The organism is Streptomyces sp. NPDC003035 (assembly GCF_042888285.1).
In the GTDB taxonomy this organism is placed as follows: domain Bacteria; phylum Actinomycetota; class Actinomycetes; order Streptomycetales; family Streptomycetaceae; genus Streptomyces.
The window spans coordinates 223597-239911 of sequence record NZ_JBIAPJ010000006.1; the positions used below are offsets into that span (position 1 = coordinate 223597).

Consider the following 16315-nt stretch of genomic DNA (forward strand, 5'->3'; position numbering starts at 1 on the left):
GAACCGGAACTCACCTCAGCCGCGCCCCCGGTCGTGTACCGCCCCACCGCGTACCGCCCGAGCCACCCGAGCCGCCCAGCCGCGTCACGCGCGCGCCCGACCGTGTCCCCGACACCGTCACGTACTGCTCGCGCACCTCCCGGTACCGCATCAGCTCCGCCGAGATCGGGTCGAGCACCCGTGCCCGTCCGCAGGCGCCCGCCGCCTCCCGCAGCTTCCGCTCGGCCTCCTGCCCGTACCGCCGGGCCGGCCCCTTCACCGCTGCGGCGCACGCCCACTCGACCAGCGGCCCGCCGACGATGCCGCCGATCATGATGAGCACCGGCGGCAGCAGCCCGGGCTCCACCACACCGATGATCTGCCCGACCAGCCACACCGCGCCGAAGATCTGCAGGAACGTCATGAGGACCTGGGCGAGGACGGCGGCCGGCCACCAGGCGGGCCGCGGCGGGCGGGCGGCCGGGTCCCCGATGGTCACCGTGAGTTCGTCCAGCGCCTCGGGCAGCCCCTCGGCCCCTCGCGCCGCCGCCTCGCGCACCGCCTGCGCCCAGGGCGCCGGGAGCCCGCGCGCCGCCTCGTCTGCCACGGTCCGTACGGCCTGTTCCACCCGCTGCCGCGCGGTCAGTTCGTCCTCCACCGGCGTCTGCAGCCGCGGGTCGGTGGAGCCGTGGGCGCGGATCCGCTCGTACCAGCGATAGAGCCGCAGCCAGGGGGTGCCGCAGGCGCGGATGGCTCCCCGGCGCCAGACGCGTTCGGCGGCCTCGCCCGCGGCGGTGGCGCCGACGGCGACCGCGAGGCGGCGCGCGAAGTCCTCCCGCGCCCGCTCGCCCAGACCGGTCTGCCCGTCGGCGACGTACACCGGCCTGAGGCGGACGGCCGCCGCGTCGACGTCGGCGGAGAGGCGGCGCGCCGGCGCGGTCCGTTCCTGGACGAACCGGCCGAGCAGTTCGCGCAGTTCGCCCACCCCGTCCCCGGTGAGGGCGGAGAGCGCGAGGACGGTGGCGCCGGGCTCGCCGTGTTCGCCGAGGGCCATGCCGTCCTCGTCGAGGAGGCGGCGCAGGTCGTCCAGGACGAGGTCGGCCGCGTCGGCGCTCAGCCGGTCGATCTGGTTGAGGACGACGAAGGTGACCTCGGCGTGGCCCGCGAGCGGGCGCAGATAGCGCTCGTGGAGGACGGCATCGGCGTACTTCTCGGGGTCCACGACCCAGATCACGGCATCGACCAGGCCGAGGACCCGGTCGACCGTGTCGCGGTGGGCGGTGACGGCCGAGTCGTGGTCGGGCAGGTCGATCAGGACGAGTCCTTGCAGGTCCTCGTCGCCGGCGCCGCCCGCGAGGGGGCGGCGGCGGAGCCGGCCGGGGACGGCGAGCCGGTCCAGGAGGCCCGCCGAGCCCTCCGACCAGCTGAGCGCGATGGGCGCGGACGTGGTGGGGCGGCGCAGTCCGGTCTCGGAGACGGGCACGCCGGCGAGGGCGTTGAAGAGGGTGGACTTGCCGCTGCCGGTGGGTCCGGCGACGGCGACGACGGTGTGCCGGGCGGAGAGCCGCTGACGGGCGGCGGCCTCGTCCAGGACGCGTCCGGCCTCGGCGAGTCCGGCCTCGGCGAGGGCGTCGGTCTCCAGCCGCGTACGGGAGAGGCCGACGAGTTCGTGGAGGGCGTCGAGGCGGATGCGCAGGGCCCCGCCGTACTGCCCGACCAGGGGCGGAAGGTCCTCACCGGGTCCCGGCGCCCCCGCCTGCTCGTGTGCCCCCTCCCTCGCCTCCGATCTCCCCTCCGCTCTCGCCTTCTCCGCCGCTCGGCGCGCGATCAGGCCGTCGTCCCAGCGGTCGCCCACCGGGGTGTCCGTGGTGCCCGTGGTGCCCGTGCTGCTGCTCACCGGTCGTCACTTCTCCTTCTGCAGTACGGAGAGCGCGGCGATCAGCTCCGCCTGCGGCTCCGGGGTCACGCCGAGTGCGTCGAGGGGCGCGAGGCGCCGGTCGCGTTCGGCGTGCAGGGCTCGGTCGAGGTACGTCATGACGAGCGCGCCGCCCTTGTCGCGCAGGCGCAGGGCGGCCTGCGCCCCGAGGAGTTCGGCGAGGCGTTCACCGGCGCTGCGGGTGCGGCGGCCGCCGAGGAGAGCGGCGGCGAGCAGGGCGGCGACGGTGTCGGCCTCGGGGGCCGCGGTACGGGCGCTCCCCAGCCGCTCCGTACTGCGGAGCTCCTCCTCGGCCAGCTCTTCGAGGACGCGCCGCCAGCGCCGTACCGTCATCTCGATCCGCTCGTTCGCCTCCCGGTCGGGGGCGGCGACGGCGGCGCCGAGGGCCGCGGCGGCGGGTTCGTGGCGCCAGATGTCCCGTACGCGCTCGTCGGCGGCGGCGACCGCGCACTGGAGGAGGGCGGCGAGGGATTCGACGAGGGCGTCGAGGAGTTCGTCGGCGGAGCTGTCGCGGGGGTAGCCGCGCCAGCGGGTACGGGCGTCACCGGCCAGGACGGCACCGCGGCGCAGCTGCTGCCGGAGGCGCTCGCCCTGCTCCTCGTACGCCGACTCGACGGCGCCGCCGAGCCGGACGGCGGCGGCGTACTGGGCGGCGACCGCGGAGGCGAGCTCGGGAATCCGGCCGTCGAGGGAGTCGACGACACCGGTGGCGGTACGGCTCATGGCCTGCTGACGGGCGGCGGGGTCCTGGGCGCGGTGGGCGAGCCAGGCGCGCAGCGGGGCGACGGCGGTGTCGGGCAGCAGCCCGCGGCCGCCCCCGGCGGACTCGGGCAGCTCGGGGATGGTGAACCGGGGTACGTCGCCGAGCCCCGCCTTGTCGAGCAGGGCCTCGTACTGGCGGGAGATCTCGCCGATGATCTGGTGGGGGACGCGGTCGAGGACGGTGACGAGCGTGGCGTCGTACTCCTTGGCGGTACGGAGGAGGTGCCAGGGGATGGCGTCGGCGTACCGGGAGGCGGTGGTGACCATGACCCAGATGTCGGCGGCGCAGATCAACTCGGCGGCGAGCAGCCGGTTCTCGACGACGAGGGAATCGATGTCGGGCGCGTCGAGCAGGGCGAGCCCGGGGGCGAGCGCGGAGGACGTCTCGACGCGCAGCGCGTTGTCCTCCGGGGGCTCCTCGGCCGGGTGGTCGTCGTCCTGCTGGGGCAGCCAGACGCGGGTGAGCTGGGGCAGCACGCGCATCCCGGCGAACCAGTGGTGGTCCTCGGGGTGGCAGACGAGGACGGGCGTACGCGTGGTGGGGCGGAGCACCCCGGCCTCGCTCACCCGCCGCCCGACAAGGGAGTTGACGAGGGTGGACTTGCCGGCTCCGGTGGAGCCGCCGACGACGGCGAGTAGAGGGGCGTCGGGATCCTTCAGCCGGGGCACCAGATAGTCGTCGAGCTGGGCGAGCAGCTCGACGCGGGTCTGCCGGGCGCGTGGAGCGCCTGGGAGGGGGAGGGGTAGACGCACGGCGGCGACACAGTCGCGCAGGGCGGAGAGTGCGTCGATCAGCTGAGGCCGTTCGTCCAAGGTCACCACATGCGAAGAATGCCCAATTTTGGAGCCTTTTTGAAGCGTATAGCGGTCCTACGCGCCGACCGAACGGCTGATGACACGGGCCTCAGGCATAACGAGTGCACAACACCCGGGCCAAGTGGCGCGAAAAGCGCTGCGGGAATCGCACCTGCCTGCGATTATCGTTCCGCTTCACCGAACCTCCACATCGTGCCACGCAGGTGAAGCAAGCGGGCCAAGGGGATCCGAGCCCTATCCTTGACCCGACAGGCCACGCCCCACCCACCAGGGGCTCCCGGCCTCAAGGCCACCACCCGGCCCCCGTAGCTCAGTGGATAGAGCAGGTGCCTTCTAAGCACTTGGCCGCAGGTTCGAGTCCTGCCGGGGGCGCACAGATCAAGACCCTCCTTCGGGAGGGTCTTTTTGCTGGTCATGGCCGGTTTCTGGCGGGCGGGAGATGGACGGACGCGCCCCTCGGCGGGCGTGGGGCGTGTCCGGCGGTGTCCGGCTGATTCCGGGTTTCTGCGGGTGGCTGCGGAGAATACGCGGAGAACTTTTCAGGCCGGGGGCGCGGCGGGGTCCGGCAGCTCCCCCGCCCGCCGATCCGATGCTTCAGGTCGTCCAGCTGCCCACTCGATGCACCGGGCGTACGTGGCGAGCAGGACGGGGACGCTGTTGCCCGCCCACTCGGCCACGGTCGCGGCCGGGACGCCGGCGTTGAGCCAGGGCGGGGAGCCCAGCCAGAGACTCGACGACGCATGGTCGGCGTACCGGATCAACGACGCCGGCAATGGGCTGGAGGAGCGGGTCACCCCGGCCGGGCGCGACGCGGTTCGGCAGGCGATCGCAGACGTGGGCGCGCAGCAGGCCCGCTGGCTCTGCAGCCGACTGCAACCGACCACGAGCCCTGCTCGGGCACGACCCAGTGCGTGCGTATAGCGAGTCGATCAAGGCTGCCCCGCCAATGCCGGGGCGCCGCCCCATCCCTTTGCCGCTCCTGGCGGCGGGCGAGGGGCGCTGGTCAGTGGTCGAACGCCTCGAGGTGCCGACGCAGCAGGCCAGTGATGTCTTCCCGGCTCCCATGAGCCGGCAATGGCGAGGGGGTCTCCTCGCCGTTCGCCAGGGCAAGGCTGCTGGCGAAGCGCACGAGGCTCGGCGTCGGGACGAAGGAGTCACGCAACCAGACGGCGAAGGCGCCGGCTTCGTCCGCCGTCGCGTCGGTGAGGGTGATGTAGGCGTAGTCGGGCTCGGTGATGGCCGCGGTACCGTCGACCCACAGGTCCGGCGCCGGCTCGATCTCGAAGTCCAGCACGGTCATCTCGTGGACGCCGGACCTGCGGTGCCCGATGGTGGGATCGGGGAACGCCTCCCGCAGCGCCCGCTCCAGAGACTCCAGGGTGGCGTGCCAGGCTCCGCCCTCCCCCTCAGGAGGGCAGAAGGCGAAGTTCGTCCGGATGTCTCGTTCCGTGGTCATGGTCTTCCTTGTTCTCAGGGGACGACCGCCCCCGCCCGCGAACCCGCCAGGAAAGCGTCGTGCGGTTCGGTGGGTCAGTAACGGTGGCCGGGCCAGTGCGGGTCGTCCCAGCGGTCGGGTCCGGTGAGGCCGAGCAGCCGTATCCGGTGAAGCAGATCCTCCGGTACGCCGTGCGCACGGAGCCGGGCAGGCGCGTGGCGGACGAGCCAGGAAGTCAGCTCGGCGCGCATGTCCTCCTCGTTCTCCCAGGCGCTCCAGGGAAGTTGGTCACCGAGGAGTTCGTACTCCCAGCGGTCCGCTGCCTCGGCCAGGTGTCGGTCGGCCACAGGGTCGCTCAGCGCTTCCCAGGTGGCGAGCCACGGGCTCAGCGTGCCCGTGGCCTCAGCGTTCAGGACGAGGAGGTCATGCACCGGTACGACGGGATCCGGATCCGTGAGCGCGTACGCCCACCAGGCATTCAGGAACTCCTCCACCGCGGCGGCCTGCTCGGCGGGCCACTCCTGCCAGGAGGCGCGGGCGAACGAAAGGCCGACGCTTTCCATGCCGAAGGGGGTCTCGATGAGGCCGCTGACGAGGGCCGAGGCGAACTGAGGAAGGATCCGTCGCAGCACCGATGCCTTGTCGCTCCAGTCGGTGGCCTGCCATGTGCGGTGCAGGAGATCAAGGTCCAGCTCCACGTCCGCCACCTTGAGTCGCGCGAGGTCTTCCGCGCTGCCCCAGTGGCACTCGCAGTTGAACTCGTCGGGGTGAGCGGTCCTCCCGCGGAACGTGACGGCCAGGCCGCGGAGCGCGGCGTCGAGGCGAGGTCGTGCGCGGGGCTGATCGGGGTTCATCACGGGCGTTCGCCTTCGGGGACTCCGGAAGCATGCGCAAGCCGAAGGTCCCCAACTTACCCCCGGCCGTGATCAGGTGGGGCGAGTCACCGGGCCGGGTGGTGGTGGGTGGAGTGGCGGATGCGCAGGGCGATGTGGATGAGGTCCGCCACGAGCAGCACGATGCCGATGATCAGCAGGAAGAGCAGGCCGTCGACGGTGGCACCGATGATGCCCAGCACGATCGCGATGATGATCAGGGAAAGGAAGAGCGTCATGAGGGCCGCCCCCTCGGTCGGTTGGGGAGATCAGCGGCGGGCCAGCTGTCGTTCGCCGTTCGCGCCGAGCTGGTAGGGGAGGTCGTAGTGCCGGAAGACCGCCTCCTCGTCCCCGGCGGGCAGGACGTCGTCGGTGCCCACCGAAGGGGACTGCTTCACCAGCGCCTTGTCATGGGCGACCTTCACGTAGCCCGGGCCCACCGTCGCGCCGTCCAGGGGGACGAATACCAGACGGCGCCGGGTGGGCAGGCCGACGAGGACCGTGGCCATGGCCGGCTCGTCGGTGCTCGTGTCGACGTAGATCGCCTCCAGCTCACCGATCCTGTGGCCCCGCGTGTCCACCACGTCGTGGGTGCGCCACTCACGGATGTCCGCCATCTGGATCACGCCGACTCCTCGCGGTCGGTCGCCGGTTCGGGAAGCGTGGCGACAAGGATCTCGGCAGCCTGCGTGACGTTGCCGGCGTCCACCGCACGGGCCATGGCGTCACGTGCCGCGTCGGGTGTCGTGGTCGGCGGCACCACCAGGAGGGCGAAGTGGTCGTTCTCGCCACGGGTGATGAGGACGGTGTCGTCGCCGACGGGGAAGGAGTCGAGGTGCACGACCCGGTCGTCGACGACCACACGGGTCGGGACCTCCTCCCAGGCGTCGGTGTCCAGGCCGACCCGTGTGACGGGGCCGAGGTGCGTCGTGAGCGCCTGGATCAGGGCGGGCAGCTCGGTCGCGACGTCCCGGGAGCGGGGCCACCAGGCGCCGTCGAGGACGCCCTCGCGGGAGTGGGTCGTCTGCAGCCGGAGCAGGGCCGTGCCCGGCCTCACCGCCCGGTGGATCTCGTCCGGAAGTAGCTTCCGAACGGTGGGGGTGTCGGATTCGGCCATGATGGTCCGCCTGCCTACGCGGGGACGCCGGCACCTCATGGCCGACATACCGCCGTGGTCTCACGGTACTCCGCGTGCCTGCGGTCATGCCCGCGGTCGTCGGCCCACCGGTCCGCGCCATCGGCCGGGCGGTGCTCCAGGCTGAAAGTCGCCTGGTCAGGACGGCTCGTCCGACCACGGGGCGGAGTACGCTGCAAGTACCGGGAGTAACTCGAACACCCGCTCCCACGCGGACGTCGTTTCCGGCGATCAAGACACTGGGCCGCCCCGCAGGGCGGCCCGGAGACGGGTCCGCCCTCATGGCCACCACCCTCGCGCGCCCGCTCTCGGCGCGCCTGTCGCTGACACCGAAGACCACCCTCGCCGGCCTGCTGGACGGCGCCTGGTGGCCTCGTTCGCGTGACCTCGCCGCTGAGCTTCCGGCCCTGGCCGATGCGCTGGAGGGGCCGTACGGACGCATCACACGCGTCACGGTGAACCCCACCCGCTGGCCGGTCGTCCCGCACAAGGTTGCCGTGACCGGGCACACCCTGCACGTGGGCTGGTTCACCGAACAGGATCCCGACAAGATCATCCTGCTCTCCTACACCGTCGGCCGCCGCGACCTGCTGGTGATCCCTCCGGAGACCGAACCCGCCACAGCCGCCCGGCTCATGACCGCCGCCGCCCTCCCCGGCAGCGTCCTCACCGCCGGTGGCCTGATGTCCGACGAAGCCGCCACAGGCCGCCGTACGCGGGACGCCCGAAGCAGCGAGGACGCCTGGGAGACCGACGGCGGGTCCGCCCCGCCGCTCCGGCACCCGGTCGTCGGAGCGCGGATGATCCCGCTGCCGGGGAACCCACGGAGGTGACGTCATGGACATCCTGATCGCCCTCGCGGCAGCCGCCCTGCTGATCGCGCTCGGCACGCGCCTGATCCACCGTCTCAACGCCCAGCACGACGCACGCATCGCGGCCCACCACTTCAGTGACCCCTTCCCGGCCATCTTCCGGCCACCGGGCCACAGCCACCACACGCCCACGGAGCAAGCCTCCGGCCACCGGGTCACCGGCACCTGGCCCTGACCACCTCGGCCTCGGCCACGTCAGCCTCTGACCAGCTCTGACCACCTCAGACCACTCCTCCGACCGAAGGCCGCGGGTGGGGCCCCGACACCCGGGACGACCCACCTGCCGGCCTCTCGTTCGCCCATGAAGGGACCACACCCCTTGTACCCCACCGACACCACTTCCCTGCCCTCGGCCGGCCACGCCGAGGTCCGTATCGTCGCCGCCACCCCCGAAGCCGCCCGCGCCGTCGCCGAAGTGATCCGCCGCTCCTTCGCCGGGACGGAACAGCGCAGCTACCCCGTCCCCGAGGGCGGCACCCGGCTCCACCTCACCGTCGACACCGAAACCGCCGCGGAACCCGCCCTCTCCTGGCTCACCACCAGCAGACCGTCCCCCCTCACCGGCACCCACGTCGACGAAGTCTGATCGGCCCCGGCGACACCGAGTCGCGCGATACGGTCGCGATACGGTACGGAGCCGTAACGGCCGAACATGGGGAGGGCGAACGGGTGTTGGAGCAGGCGTTGGTGGCACTTGCCGCCGCGGGCGGGGCCGCCGTGGTGCAGGCCGCCGGGACGGACGCGTGGGCCGCGCTGCGGCAGGCGGTGGCCCAGTGGTTCGGACGGGGTGACGAACAGCGCCGGCAGGCGGAGCTGGAACGGCTGGACCGTACCGCGGCGGAGCTGGAGGCCGCGCGGGACGAGGGCGAGGCGGGCGCGGAACGTGCGCGCGCCCGGCACGACGCGGTGTGGCAGTCCCGCATCGAGGACCTGCTCGAGCAGCTGCCGGAGGAAGAACGGGACGGCGCGGCGGACGCGATGCGCGACCTGCTGCGGCGGCACGCCCCGCCCGGCGCGGTCGCGGCGGGCACGGGCGGGATCGCCGTACGGGGGGACCTCCGGATCCAGGCCGACCGGGGATCGGTCGCGGCCGGCATCGTGAACGGGGATGTGACCCTCCCCGCCCCTCCCGCGCCGGATCCGACCCAGGGCTGAACGGACCGGCACCGGCTGACACAAGCCCACCGCACGCCCCCGACCGCGACGACCGCGGCCGCGGCGATGACGGCGACGACGACGACGACGACCGCAACGACCACGACGACGGTGACGGTGACGCGGGGGCCTCCCGCACCGCCGGCCGCGACGCGGGCGGCCAGGGCGTCACGGTCCACGCCGACCGCGGCAGCGTCGCCTTCCACCGCGCGGAGCGGGTGAATTTCCACGTCCCTCAGGCGGACGGGGAAGCCCCCGAGCTGGTGGTGCACGCGTACCGGACCGGCGACATCATCTATCAGCAGGCCGCCCCCGCGCGTTCGGAGCGGGCCGCGCCCGCACTCGCCGTCCTCATGGGTGTCATGCTCGCCGTCGGCCTGGCCTGGGACGGCGCGCAGCTGGGCTCCCCGACCGCGGACGGGTGGGCCGCCGCGGCCTGTCTCGTCCTGGGTGCCGCGGTCGGCGTGATCCTCAGGCGGGCTCGCGGCCGGCGCCGGCCCCAGGACCGGACCCCGTCGCCCCGAGAACTGCGCAAGGCGGCCTCGTCGCTGGCGCGTGCCCTCACCGAGCAGTACGCACGCGAGGAGGTGGCCGTCCGCGTGCACGACCCCGGGCCGCTGCCGGTGCGCTGGACGGCGGCCCCGCGTGGCATCGGCGACCACGCCGCGAACCTCGCGGACGCCGGGCGGACGGCACCCGCACTCGACGGCTCCTTCTCCGACATCGTCCGGACGTACGACAGCCTGCCGCACGGCCGCCTCGTGATCCTCGGTGACGCGGGTGCCGGAAAGTCGGTGCTCGTCCTCCACCTGGCCGCGGGTCTGCTGGCACGGCGTACGGACGGTGATCCGGTGCCGGTCGTGTTCCCGATCTCGTCCTGGGACCCGCAGGAGGGGACGCCGCTGTGGTGGTGGGCGGCCGGACGGCTGGCCCAGACGCACGCCGGGATCCTGGCCGGGGAGGGCTCCGACGCCCCGGCGCGCACCATCGCTCACCACCTCATCACGTCCGGACGCGTCCTGCCCATCCTGGACGGCTTCGACGAACTCCCCACCGCCTCACGCACGAAGGCCCTCTCCCAGCTGTCCAAGAGCCTGCTGCCCGACGGCCGCTTCGTCCTCACCAGCCGCACCGCCGAGTTCACCGCCGCGGTGGACAGCGCCGGAGTACGCCTGCCCAGGACGGCGGCGGTCCAGCTCCAGCCGCTCGACGTGGCCGACCTGCGCGCCTACCTGCCGCGCACCAGCCGTGAGCGGGCCGACTCCACCACGAAGTGGGACCAGGTCCTCGACCGGCTCGCCACCCCTGACTCCGACTCCGGCCCCGAGCCCGACTCCGGCCGGGACGACTCCGGCCGGGACGACTCCGGCCGGGACGACCCCGACCGGGAGGACCCCGCCCGGGACGACTCCGCGGCGCGGCACCTGCGCGACGTGCTGCGCACCCCTCTCATGGTCTCCCTCGCCCGAGCCGTCTACAGCGACACCACCGCCCGCCCCGACGACCTCCTGAACCGGCGCGACCTCACCACCCGGGACGCGGTGGAACGGCATCTGCTGAATGCTTTCGTCGACGCCGCCTACCAGCCGGACCCGGCTGCGGTACCGCGTCGTCGCGACCGCTGGACGGCCACACGCGCCCGCCGGTACCTGGCCCGCCTCGCCCGCCGCCCGGAGCAGGACATCGCCTGGTGGCGCCTGGAGGAGCAGGTGCCGTGGACGTTCCGTACCCTGCTGGTCTCCCTCCCGCTCGGACTGCTCCTCGCGGCGGCGGTCGCCGCCGGCTCCCTGCCCGCGCCGGGACAGTCGGCCGTGCCCGGCCTCGGCCTCCGGGCCGGTCTTCTCGCTCTCGTCGCGGCCGTGTGCGCCGGGGCGCTGGACTGGATCGCCGAGCACGGAACGCGCGCCGATCCCCCGCAGCGCCTGCGCTCACCTCGCGACGAGGTGCTCGGCGCCCTGCGACGCCGACCGGTGGCAGCCGTCTTCTCCGTACTGCTTCCGGTGGGTGGGCTCGCCGTCTGGATCTGGGCCGTCTCCTCCGGCAACGGCGTCGCGATCTTCTTCGCCTCTTTCCTGCTGCCCATCCCGCTGGCCGCGGTCTTTCGGGCACTCACCGTCGTCCGCGCGCCCGCCGACCTCCAGCGAAGCGACCCCCTCACCCTGCTGCGCCAGGACCGCCGTACCGCACTGGCCCTCGCGCCTCTCTCCTTTCCCCATCCGCGGGCCATGCTCTCCGCGCAGAAGGTGCTGCCCTTCCCGGTGGTCGCCACCCTCCTGCTCTGGGGCTTCGGGCGCGGAGAGGACGCCGTCACCCCCTGGCGCTGGGCGGCCGTGTACGGCGCACTGGGGCTGTGGTGGTGTCTGTGGAGCTGCGCCATGTCGGCGTGGGGCCGTTACACGGTGGCGCGCTGGTGGCTCGCCTCGACAGGACGTCTTCCCCGGCAGCTCACCGGGTTCCTCGCGGACGCGCACCGCCGCGGTGTGCTGCGGCAGACCGGCGGGGTCTACCGGTTCCGGCACATCGAATTGCGGCGCAGCCTCGCGGCGGGGACCGAACCGCGGGACGCGGGAGGGCGTACGGGCCGGGCGGGGCGTCTGGGCGCCGGAGCACTGGCCGCGTCGGCGGGCGTGACGGCCGTGGTCCTCCTGGTCGGCTCGGTGGTCACGGCCCCCGGCGCGATGGGACCGCTCCACACCCTCGCCCCGGCCTGCGAGCTGCTTCCGCTGTCGTCCGTACGCCCCCTCATGGAGCGCCCGGCGGCGGGTGGGGAGCCGCGTATCGACATCTTCTCCGACGCCCGGGGCTTCCTCGACGACGGTTTCCGGCAGCCGCAACACGCCGACGACCCTCATGCCCGTGCGCGCAGCTCCTGCGTGATGACGGAGCGGTCCGCGCTGCGGCCGGACACGGAGGTCACGGTGACCGTGGCCCTCGCCGCCGGGGCGGGGTCGATCAAGAGCGCCAAGCGCGCGCAGTACGAGGTGGACAGGCCGGGGCTGCTCGACCCCCGGGTACGGAGTTCGGGCGCCGACTGGTCTCTGGTCGCCGGTACGGAGTGGGCGTCGTCCCTCGACCCTCGGTCGAGCCGCGCCGAGCAGCGCGTCCCCGTCGGCTGGGCGCGGGGCCGCATGGGGAACGCGCTGGTGGCCGTGGACGTGGCGCTGGAGTTCGGCACCGAGCGGCAGGCCTGGCAGGCCGCCGAGACACTCGTACGGGAGGTCCTCGACCGCATCCGCCGCACCTACGACCTCCCCGCCGGTCCGGTCCCCGAGGGAGCGCCCCTCACGCGCGTTCCGGACAGCCGGATCTCCGAGGACTCCCGCTTCGGGGTCTTCGACAAGGAACGTACGGGCCGGCTCGCGGGCGCGGTCTGGAAGGAGAGCGATCCCGGACGCGTCGAGACGCTCGACGCGCTGGTGGCGGTGAGGGTGCCACGCGAAGCGCAGTGCGACGTCCCGGACGGTGCGCAGCGCACGGGCGCCGACGGAGGGCTGGTCTGCGCGGCGAGCCGCGGCCCCGCGGCCGGCTTCCGCATGGACCTCCTCTTCACCAGCTGTGGCGCTTCCTGCTCGGCCGCGGAACGACGGTCCTTCGCGGACCGCCGCCCGGGCAGACCCCTGGCCGACTGGGACCACCAGGGCCCCGTCTCCCATGACCGTTCGCCGGGCTCCGCCTCCCTCTACTGGACCGTCAAGGCGACGTACACCGAGGGAAAGAACAAGCCCGTGCCGCTGGGGGTCCTCCTCTGGTTGCACGTCAGCGCCCCACCTTCGTACCCGGAGCTCGCCGACAAGATCCTCAACGACCTCTGGGCCCAGTCGGCGGCCCCGGGCTGATCGAGGCCGTCGAGGTAGATCTCGTACGGGAAGTCCGCCCAGTTCAGGCGCAGGTACCGCCCTTCGGAGGATCGCCCGGAGCACCTTGTCACCAGGCCCGTGCGGCGACCACTCCCAGCCATACGGCTCCGAGTCCGGCGGCCAGGCTCCCGGCCACGTTCGCCGCCGCGTACCCCCTCGCCCCGCTCTCGTACAGCTTCAGCGTCTCGTAGGAGAAGGTGGAGTACGTGGTCAGCGCCCCGCACAGGCCGGTACCGAGCAACAGGTGTGCCCCGGTCGAGGAGACCCCGGTCAGCAGGCCGAGGAAGAAGGAGCCGATGACGTTGACCGTGAACGTGCCCCAGGGGAAGACGGAGTCGTGGCGCGACTGGACGGCGCGGTCGGTGAGGTAGCGCAGGGGCGCGCCGATCGCCGCGCCGGTGAGCACGAGGAGCCAGTTCACGCGTGCTTCTCCCGGCCGGCGTACCGGATGACCTCGCAGTCGTCGAGGATCACAAGACCTTCCGTCACCAGCGCGTCGAGCTGCGGCAGGAAGTCCCGGATCCGGTCCTCGGTGTCCACGATCACGACGGCGACGGGCAGGTCCTCGCTCAGCGAGAGCAGGCGCGAGGTGTGGACGAGCGAGGACGCGCCGAAGCCCTCGATGCCCCGGAAGACGGAGGCGCCGGCGAGGCCGGCCTCGTGGGCCCGGTGCACGATCTCCGAGTACAGCGGCCGGTGGTGCCAGGTGTCGCTCTCGCCGAGGAGGATCGTCACGCGCAGGGCGCTGCCCGTCAGTCTCGCCATCGTGTTCTCCTCGTTCTCCTCGTTCTCCTCGCCAGAGCGCCACGGGTCGCGGTGGTCGCGGCCCAGACGGCGGCCAGCGCGGCCGCCACCGTCGCTCCCATGTATGCCACGCCGCGGGCCGTCTCCCCGGCGCTCAGCAGCCGCTGCGTGTCGAGGGCGTACGTGGAGAAGGTGGTGAAGCCGCCCAGGACGCCCGTCCCGAGGAAGGGGCGTACGAGCGGGTGGGGCGGGGCGGCGGCCTCGGTGACCAGGACCATCAGGACGCCGAGGGCGGCGCAGCCGGAGGCGTTGACGGTGAGGATCGTCCACGGGAACGCGTCGGGCGGCGTGGGCCAGGCGAGCGACGCGCCGTAGCGGCCCGCCGCGCCGAGGGCGCCGCCGACGGCGACGGCCCCGACGACGGGCAGCTGTCCGCGGAGGTCCATGCGGCCAGGCTAAGGGGGTCCCTCCGGCCCCGATCCGGCGGACACCCCAGGAGACGGGCCTCAGTCCGTGCTCGCCGCCAGGGAGTCGAGGAGCGTGGCGGCCCAGCCCGCGTCGTAGTGGTCGAGGCGGGGGAAGCCGCCGTCGTACAGGTCGCCGGTGAAGACGTAGGTGGCGCCCGGGTTGTGCGCCGCGTAACCGCCGCTCGCGAAGAGGTGCGGGCTGCCCTGGATCCGCGGGCCCTGGGCCTCGTGCCACTGCTCGTACACCTCGCGCCTTCCCGAGCCGCGCGCGAGGGCGGCCTCCAGGGCGCGGGCGTCGACGTCGGGGCAGGTCTCGGCGATGTCGAGGATGACGGAGTGGATCGCTATGCAGCGGTGTTCGGTGTAGAAGGCGCGCCGTAGCCCGGCGTCGAGCTGGTCGGAGCCGCGCAGCCCACCGGCCTCGGGGGCCTTGGCGGCCTGGACGGCTTCGAGGGCGGGCAGGACGCTCGACGGGTACTCCCACGCGGGCGCGTCCCACAGGCGCCAGCCCAGTTCCGGGCGGTGGGCGCCGAGCATGACGACCTCGGCGTCGACGATGTGCTTGGGCGTGGGCTGGCGGTTGAACAGTTCGAGGGGGAAGGCGCGGTGGTCGATCAGCAGGTCCTGGCCGCGTTCGGCGGCGGTGGCCCGCAGGGTGTGCAGGGCGAGCGAGGCCCAGGGGCAGCCGATGTCCGACCAGACGGTGACGACGGGTGGTTGCGCGTCTCGTACGGGAGTCACGGGGGTCACGGGAGTCATGGCTGTGAGCGTGGGTGTCCGGCGGCGGCTCGTCCAGTGGCCGCGACAGACTTCGTCACCACACCGACAGCTTTCCGGATAAGTTTCCGTTTCCGCTCCGGCTCGTGCACTATGGGGAGGACAGACTTCCTGGGGCGGCTTGGAGTGTTGTGTCATGCAGTTCGGAATCTTCACCGTCGGGGACAGGACCACCGATCCCACCGACGGCACCACACCAGGCGAGTACGAGCGGATCAAGGCGATGGTCACCATCGCCCGCAAGGCGGAGGAGGTCGGGCTCGACGTCTTCGCGACCGGTGAGCACCACAACCCGCCGTTCGTTCCGTCCTCCCCGACGACCCTGCTCGGGCACATCGCGGCCCGTACGGAGCGGCTGATCCTGTCCACGTCGACGACGCTGATCACCACCAACGACCCGGTGAAGATCGCCGAGGACTACGCGATGCTGCAGCATCTCGCCGACGGGCGCGTCGATCTGATGATGGGGCGCGGCAACACCGGACCGGTCTACCCGTGGTTCGGGCAGGACATCCGGCAGGGCATCCCGCTCGCCGTCGAGAACTACGCGCTGTTGCACCGGCTGTGGCGGGAGGACGTGGTGAACTGGGAGGGCCGTTTCCGTACGGCTCTCCAGGGCTTCACCTCGACGCCGCGTCCACTGGACGGTGTCCCGCCGTTCGTGTGGCACGGCTCCATCCGCTCCCCCGAGATCGCCGAACAGGCCGCGTACTACGGCGACGGCTTCTTCGCCAACCACATCTTCTGGCCCAAGGAACACACCGAGAAGATGGTCCGGCTCTACCGCCGGCGGTACGCGCACTACGGCCACGGCAGCCCCGAACAGGCCATCGTCGGCCTCGGCGGTCATGTCTTCCTGCGCAAGAACTCCCAGGACGCGGTACGGGAGTTCCGCCCGTACTTCGACAACGCGCCCGTCTACGGCCACGGCCCCTCGCTGGAGGAGTACACGCGCGAGACCCCGCTCACGGTCGGCTCGCCGCAGGAAGTCATCGAACGGACCCTGTCCTTCCGCGAGTACGTGGGTGACTACCAGCGGCAGTTGTTCCTCGTGGACAGCGGCGGCCTGCCGCTGAAGACGGTCCTGGAGCAGCTGGACCTGCTCGGCGAGGAGGTCGTCCCGGTGCTGCGCAAGGAGTTCGCCAACCTGCGGCCGGCCGGTGTGCCCGCGGGGCCGACCCATGCGGCCCGGGTGGCGGCGGCACGCGCCGCGGAGGCGGGGACGACGACCGGGACGACGGCCGGCGCGTAAGCGGAAGACGCGTCGGCGGAAGACGCGTCGGCGGAAGCGAGCGAGGCGGACAGGCGCGGCTCCTGGCCTGGGGCATTAACCAGGAGCCGGCCCGTGCCGCCTCGTTCTGCGATGGTCGACCCGGGCCGCACCCCGGTCAAAGCCCGGCCGCAGAGTCTGTCAGATCACCCCCGCCGGGTATGACGTCGCGACGTCGGCGCGACAGCCGGCCGCCCGTCCTCTGGTGGTCCGGCCACACCCCACCCCCCGTCCGACC

Annotated in this window: 17 protein-coding genes and 1 tRNA gene; 7 read left to right on the plus strand and 11 right to left on the minus strand. The window is 72.9% G+C overall.

The genetic code is table 11. The features are described from left to right. Positions 1-10: 10 nt before the first annotated feature. Both ACFYV5_RS20850 and ACFYV5_RS20855 read right to left on the minus strand, forming a co-directional pair. The gene (locus ACFYV5_RS20850; RefSeq protein WP_389170421.1) at positions 11-1876 is read right to left on the minus strand and encodes a GTPase; all 1866 of its coding nucleotides are present in this window, start codon (positions 1874-1876) and stop codon (positions 11-13) included. Positions 1877-1882: 6 nt separating this feature from the next. Beyond that, positions 1883-3490: a dynamin family protein gene (locus ACFYV5_RS20855; protein WP_389170424.1), complete on the minus strand. Its 1608-nt coding sequence runs from the start codon at positions 3488-3490 to the stop codon at positions 1883-1885. A 302-nt stretch (positions 3491-3792) separates the two neighbouring features. On the opposite strand from ACFYV5_RS20855, the gene ACFYV5_RS20860 reads away from it, so the two are divergent. Continuing rightward, positions 3793-3865: transfer RNA gene (locus ACFYV5_RS20860), tRNA-Arg, on the plus strand. Between the two features lie 631 nt (positions 3866-4496). Here the strand turns inward: ACFYV5_RS20860 and ACFYV5_RS20865 are convergent. From ACFYV5_RS20865 to ACFYV5_RS20885, 5 genes are all read right to left on the minus strand, one after another. Continuing rightward, positions 4497-4949: a hypothetical protein gene (locus ACFYV5_RS20865; protein WP_389170427.1), complete on the minus strand. Its 453-nt coding sequence runs from the start codon at positions 4947-4949 to the stop codon at positions 4497-4499. A gap of 74 nt (positions 4950-5023) precedes the next feature. Next, positions 5024-5782 (minus strand): hypothetical protein, encoded by a 759-nt coding sequence (locus tag ACFYV5_RS20870; RefSeq protein WP_389170429.1) that lies wholly within the window; start codon positions 5780-5782, stop codon positions 5024-5026. 86 nt (positions 5783-5868) lie between these two features. After that, positions 5869-6039 (minus strand): hypothetical protein, encoded by a 171-nt coding sequence (locus ACFYV5_RS20875; RefSeq protein ID WP_355115395.1) that lies wholly within the window; start codon positions 6037-6039, stop codon positions 5869-5871. A gap of 30 nt (positions 6040-6069) precedes the next feature. Further along, positions 6070-6426 carry a PRC-barrel domain-containing protein gene (locus tag ACFYV5_RS20880; protein ID WP_389170432.1) on the minus strand — a complete coding sequence of 119 codons (357 nt, stop codon included), beginning with the start codon at positions 6424-6426 and terminating at the stop codon, positions 6070-6072. Then, positions 6423-6917, minus strand: a complete 495-nt coding sequence (locus ACFYV5_RS20885) for a DUF5994 family protein (protein ID WP_355115391.1) — start codon at positions 6915-6917, stop codon at positions 6423-6425. The genes ACFYV5_RS20880 and ACFYV5_RS20885 overlap by 4 nt, the downstream gene beginning before the upstream one ends. Before the next feature lie 299 nt (positions 6918-7216). On the opposite strand from ACFYV5_RS20885, the gene ACFYV5_RS20890 reads away from it, so the two are divergent. The 5 genes from ACFYV5_RS20890 to ACFYV5_RS20910 all read left to right on the plus strand — a co-directional run bounded on the left by ACFYV5_RS20890 (position 7217) and on the right by ACFYV5_RS20910 (position 12798). After that, entirely contained in the window at positions 7217-7768 is a 552-nt protein-coding gene (locus ACFYV5_RS20890; RefSeq protein ID WP_389170436.1) for a DUF5994 family protein, read from the plus strand. Positions 7769-7772: 4 nt separating this feature from the next. Then, the gene (locus ACFYV5_RS20895) at positions 7773-7982 is read left to right on the plus strand and encodes a hypothetical protein (protein WP_389170439.1); all 210 of its coding nucleotides are present in this window, start codon (positions 7773-7775) and stop codon (positions 7980-7982) included. A 126-nt stretch (positions 7983-8108) separates the two neighbouring features. Next, entirely contained in the window at positions 8109-8393 is a 285-nt protein-coding gene (locus ACFYV5_RS20900) for a hypothetical protein (RefSeq protein ID WP_355115386.1), read from the plus strand. Positions 8394-8494: 101 nt separating this feature from the next. Then, positions 8495-8962, plus strand: a complete 468-nt coding sequence (locus ACFYV5_RS20905; RefSeq protein ID WP_389170442.1) for a hypothetical protein — start codon at positions 8495-8497, stop codon at positions 8960-8962. Positions 8963-9180: 218 nt separating this feature from the next. Further along, positions 9181-12798, plus strand: coding sequence for an NACHT domain-containing protein (locus tag ACFYV5_RS20910; protein WP_389170445.1), 3618 nt, complete (start codon positions 9181-9183; stop codon positions 12796-12798). An 88-nt stretch (positions 12799-12886) separates the two neighbouring features. On the opposite strand, the gene crcB is transcribed toward ACFYV5_RS20910, so the two are convergent. From crcB to ACFYV5_RS20930, 4 genes are read right to left on the minus strand one after another with little or no spacing between them, the layout of a single operon-like run. Then, positions 12887-13240, minus strand: coding sequence for a fluoride efflux transporter CrcB (crcB, locus tag ACFYV5_RS20915; protein ID WP_389170448.1), 354 nt, complete (start codon positions 13238-13240; stop codon positions 12887-12889). Continuing rightward, a complete protein-coding gene (locus ACFYV5_RS20920) occupies positions 13237-13584 on the minus strand; it encodes a DUF190 domain-containing protein (protein WP_355115380.1) in 348 nt (115 codons plus the stop codon). Before ACFYV5_RS20920 ends, crcB begins: the two co-directional genes overlap by 4 nt. After that, entirely contained in the window at positions 13572-14009 is a 438-nt protein-coding gene (locus ACFYV5_RS20925; protein ID WP_389170453.1) for a CrcB family protein, read from the minus strand. Before ACFYV5_RS20925 ends, ACFYV5_RS20920 begins: the two co-directional genes overlap by 13 nt. A gap of 60 nt (positions 14010-14069) precedes the next feature. Further along, positions 14070-14789 (minus strand): DsbA family protein, encoded by a 720-nt coding sequence (locus ACFYV5_RS20930; protein WP_389170456.1) that lies wholly within the window; start codon positions 14787-14789, stop codon positions 14070-14072. A 154-nt stretch (positions 14790-14943) separates the two neighbouring features. On the opposite strand from ACFYV5_RS20930, the gene ACFYV5_RS20935 reads away from it, so the two are divergent. After that, positions 14944-16059, plus strand: coding sequence for an LLM class flavin-dependent oxidoreductase (locus ACFYV5_RS20935; protein WP_389170459.1), 1116 nt, complete (start codon positions 14944-14946; stop codon positions 16057-16059). Positions 16060-16315 lie beyond the last annotated feature (256 nt).

What these genes read in the sequence shown, in the direction of transcription:
- ACFYV5_RS20890 (WP_389170436.1), top strand. Translation starts at nt 7,217, where the DNA reads ATGGCCACCACCCTCGCGCGCCCGCTCTCGGCGCGCCTGTCGCTGACA.
- ACFYV5_RS20930 (WP_389170456.1), bottom strand. Translation starts at nt 14,789, where the DNA reads ATGACTCCCGTGACCCCCGTGACTCCCGTACGAGACGCGCAACCACCC.
- ACFYV5_RS20875 (WP_355115395.1), bottom strand. Translation starts at nt 6,039, where the DNA reads ATGACGCTCTTCCTTTCCCTGATCATCATCGCGATCGTGCTGGGCATC.
- ACFYV5_RS20925 (WP_389170453.1), bottom strand. Translation starts at nt 14,009, where the DNA reads ATGGACCTCCGCGGACAGCTGCCCGTCGTCGGGGCCGTCGCCGTCGGC.
- ACFYV5_RS20920 (WP_355115380.1), bottom strand. Translation starts at nt 13,584, where the DNA reads ATGGCGAGACTGACGGGCAGCGCCCTGCGCGTGACGATCCTCCTCGGC.
- ACFYV5_RS20935 (WP_389170459.1), top strand. Translation starts at nt 14,944, where the DNA reads ATGCAGTTCGGAATCTTCACCGTCGGGGACAGGACCACCGATCCCACC.
- ACFYV5_RS20865 (WP_389170427.1), bottom strand. Translation starts at nt 4,949, where the DNA reads ATGACCACGGAACGAGACATCCGGACGAACTTCGCCTTCTGCCCTCCT.
- ACFYV5_RS20895 (WP_389170439.1), top strand. Translation starts at nt 7,773, where the DNA reads ATGGACATCCTGATCGCCCTCGCGGCAGCCGCCCTGCTGATCGCGCTC.
- ACFYV5_RS20885 (WP_355115391.1), bottom strand. Translation starts at nt 6,917, where the DNA reads ATGGCCGAATCCGACACCCCCACCGTTCGGAAGCTACTTCCGGACGAG.
- ACFYV5_RS20870 (WP_389170429.1), bottom strand. Translation starts at nt 5,782, where the DNA reads ATGAACCCCGATCAGCCCCGCGCACGACCTCGCCTCGACGCCGCGCTC.
- ACFYV5_RS20900 (WP_355115386.1), top strand. Translation starts at nt 8,109, where the DNA reads ATGAAGGGACCACACCCCTTGTACCCCACCGACACCACTTCCCTGCCC.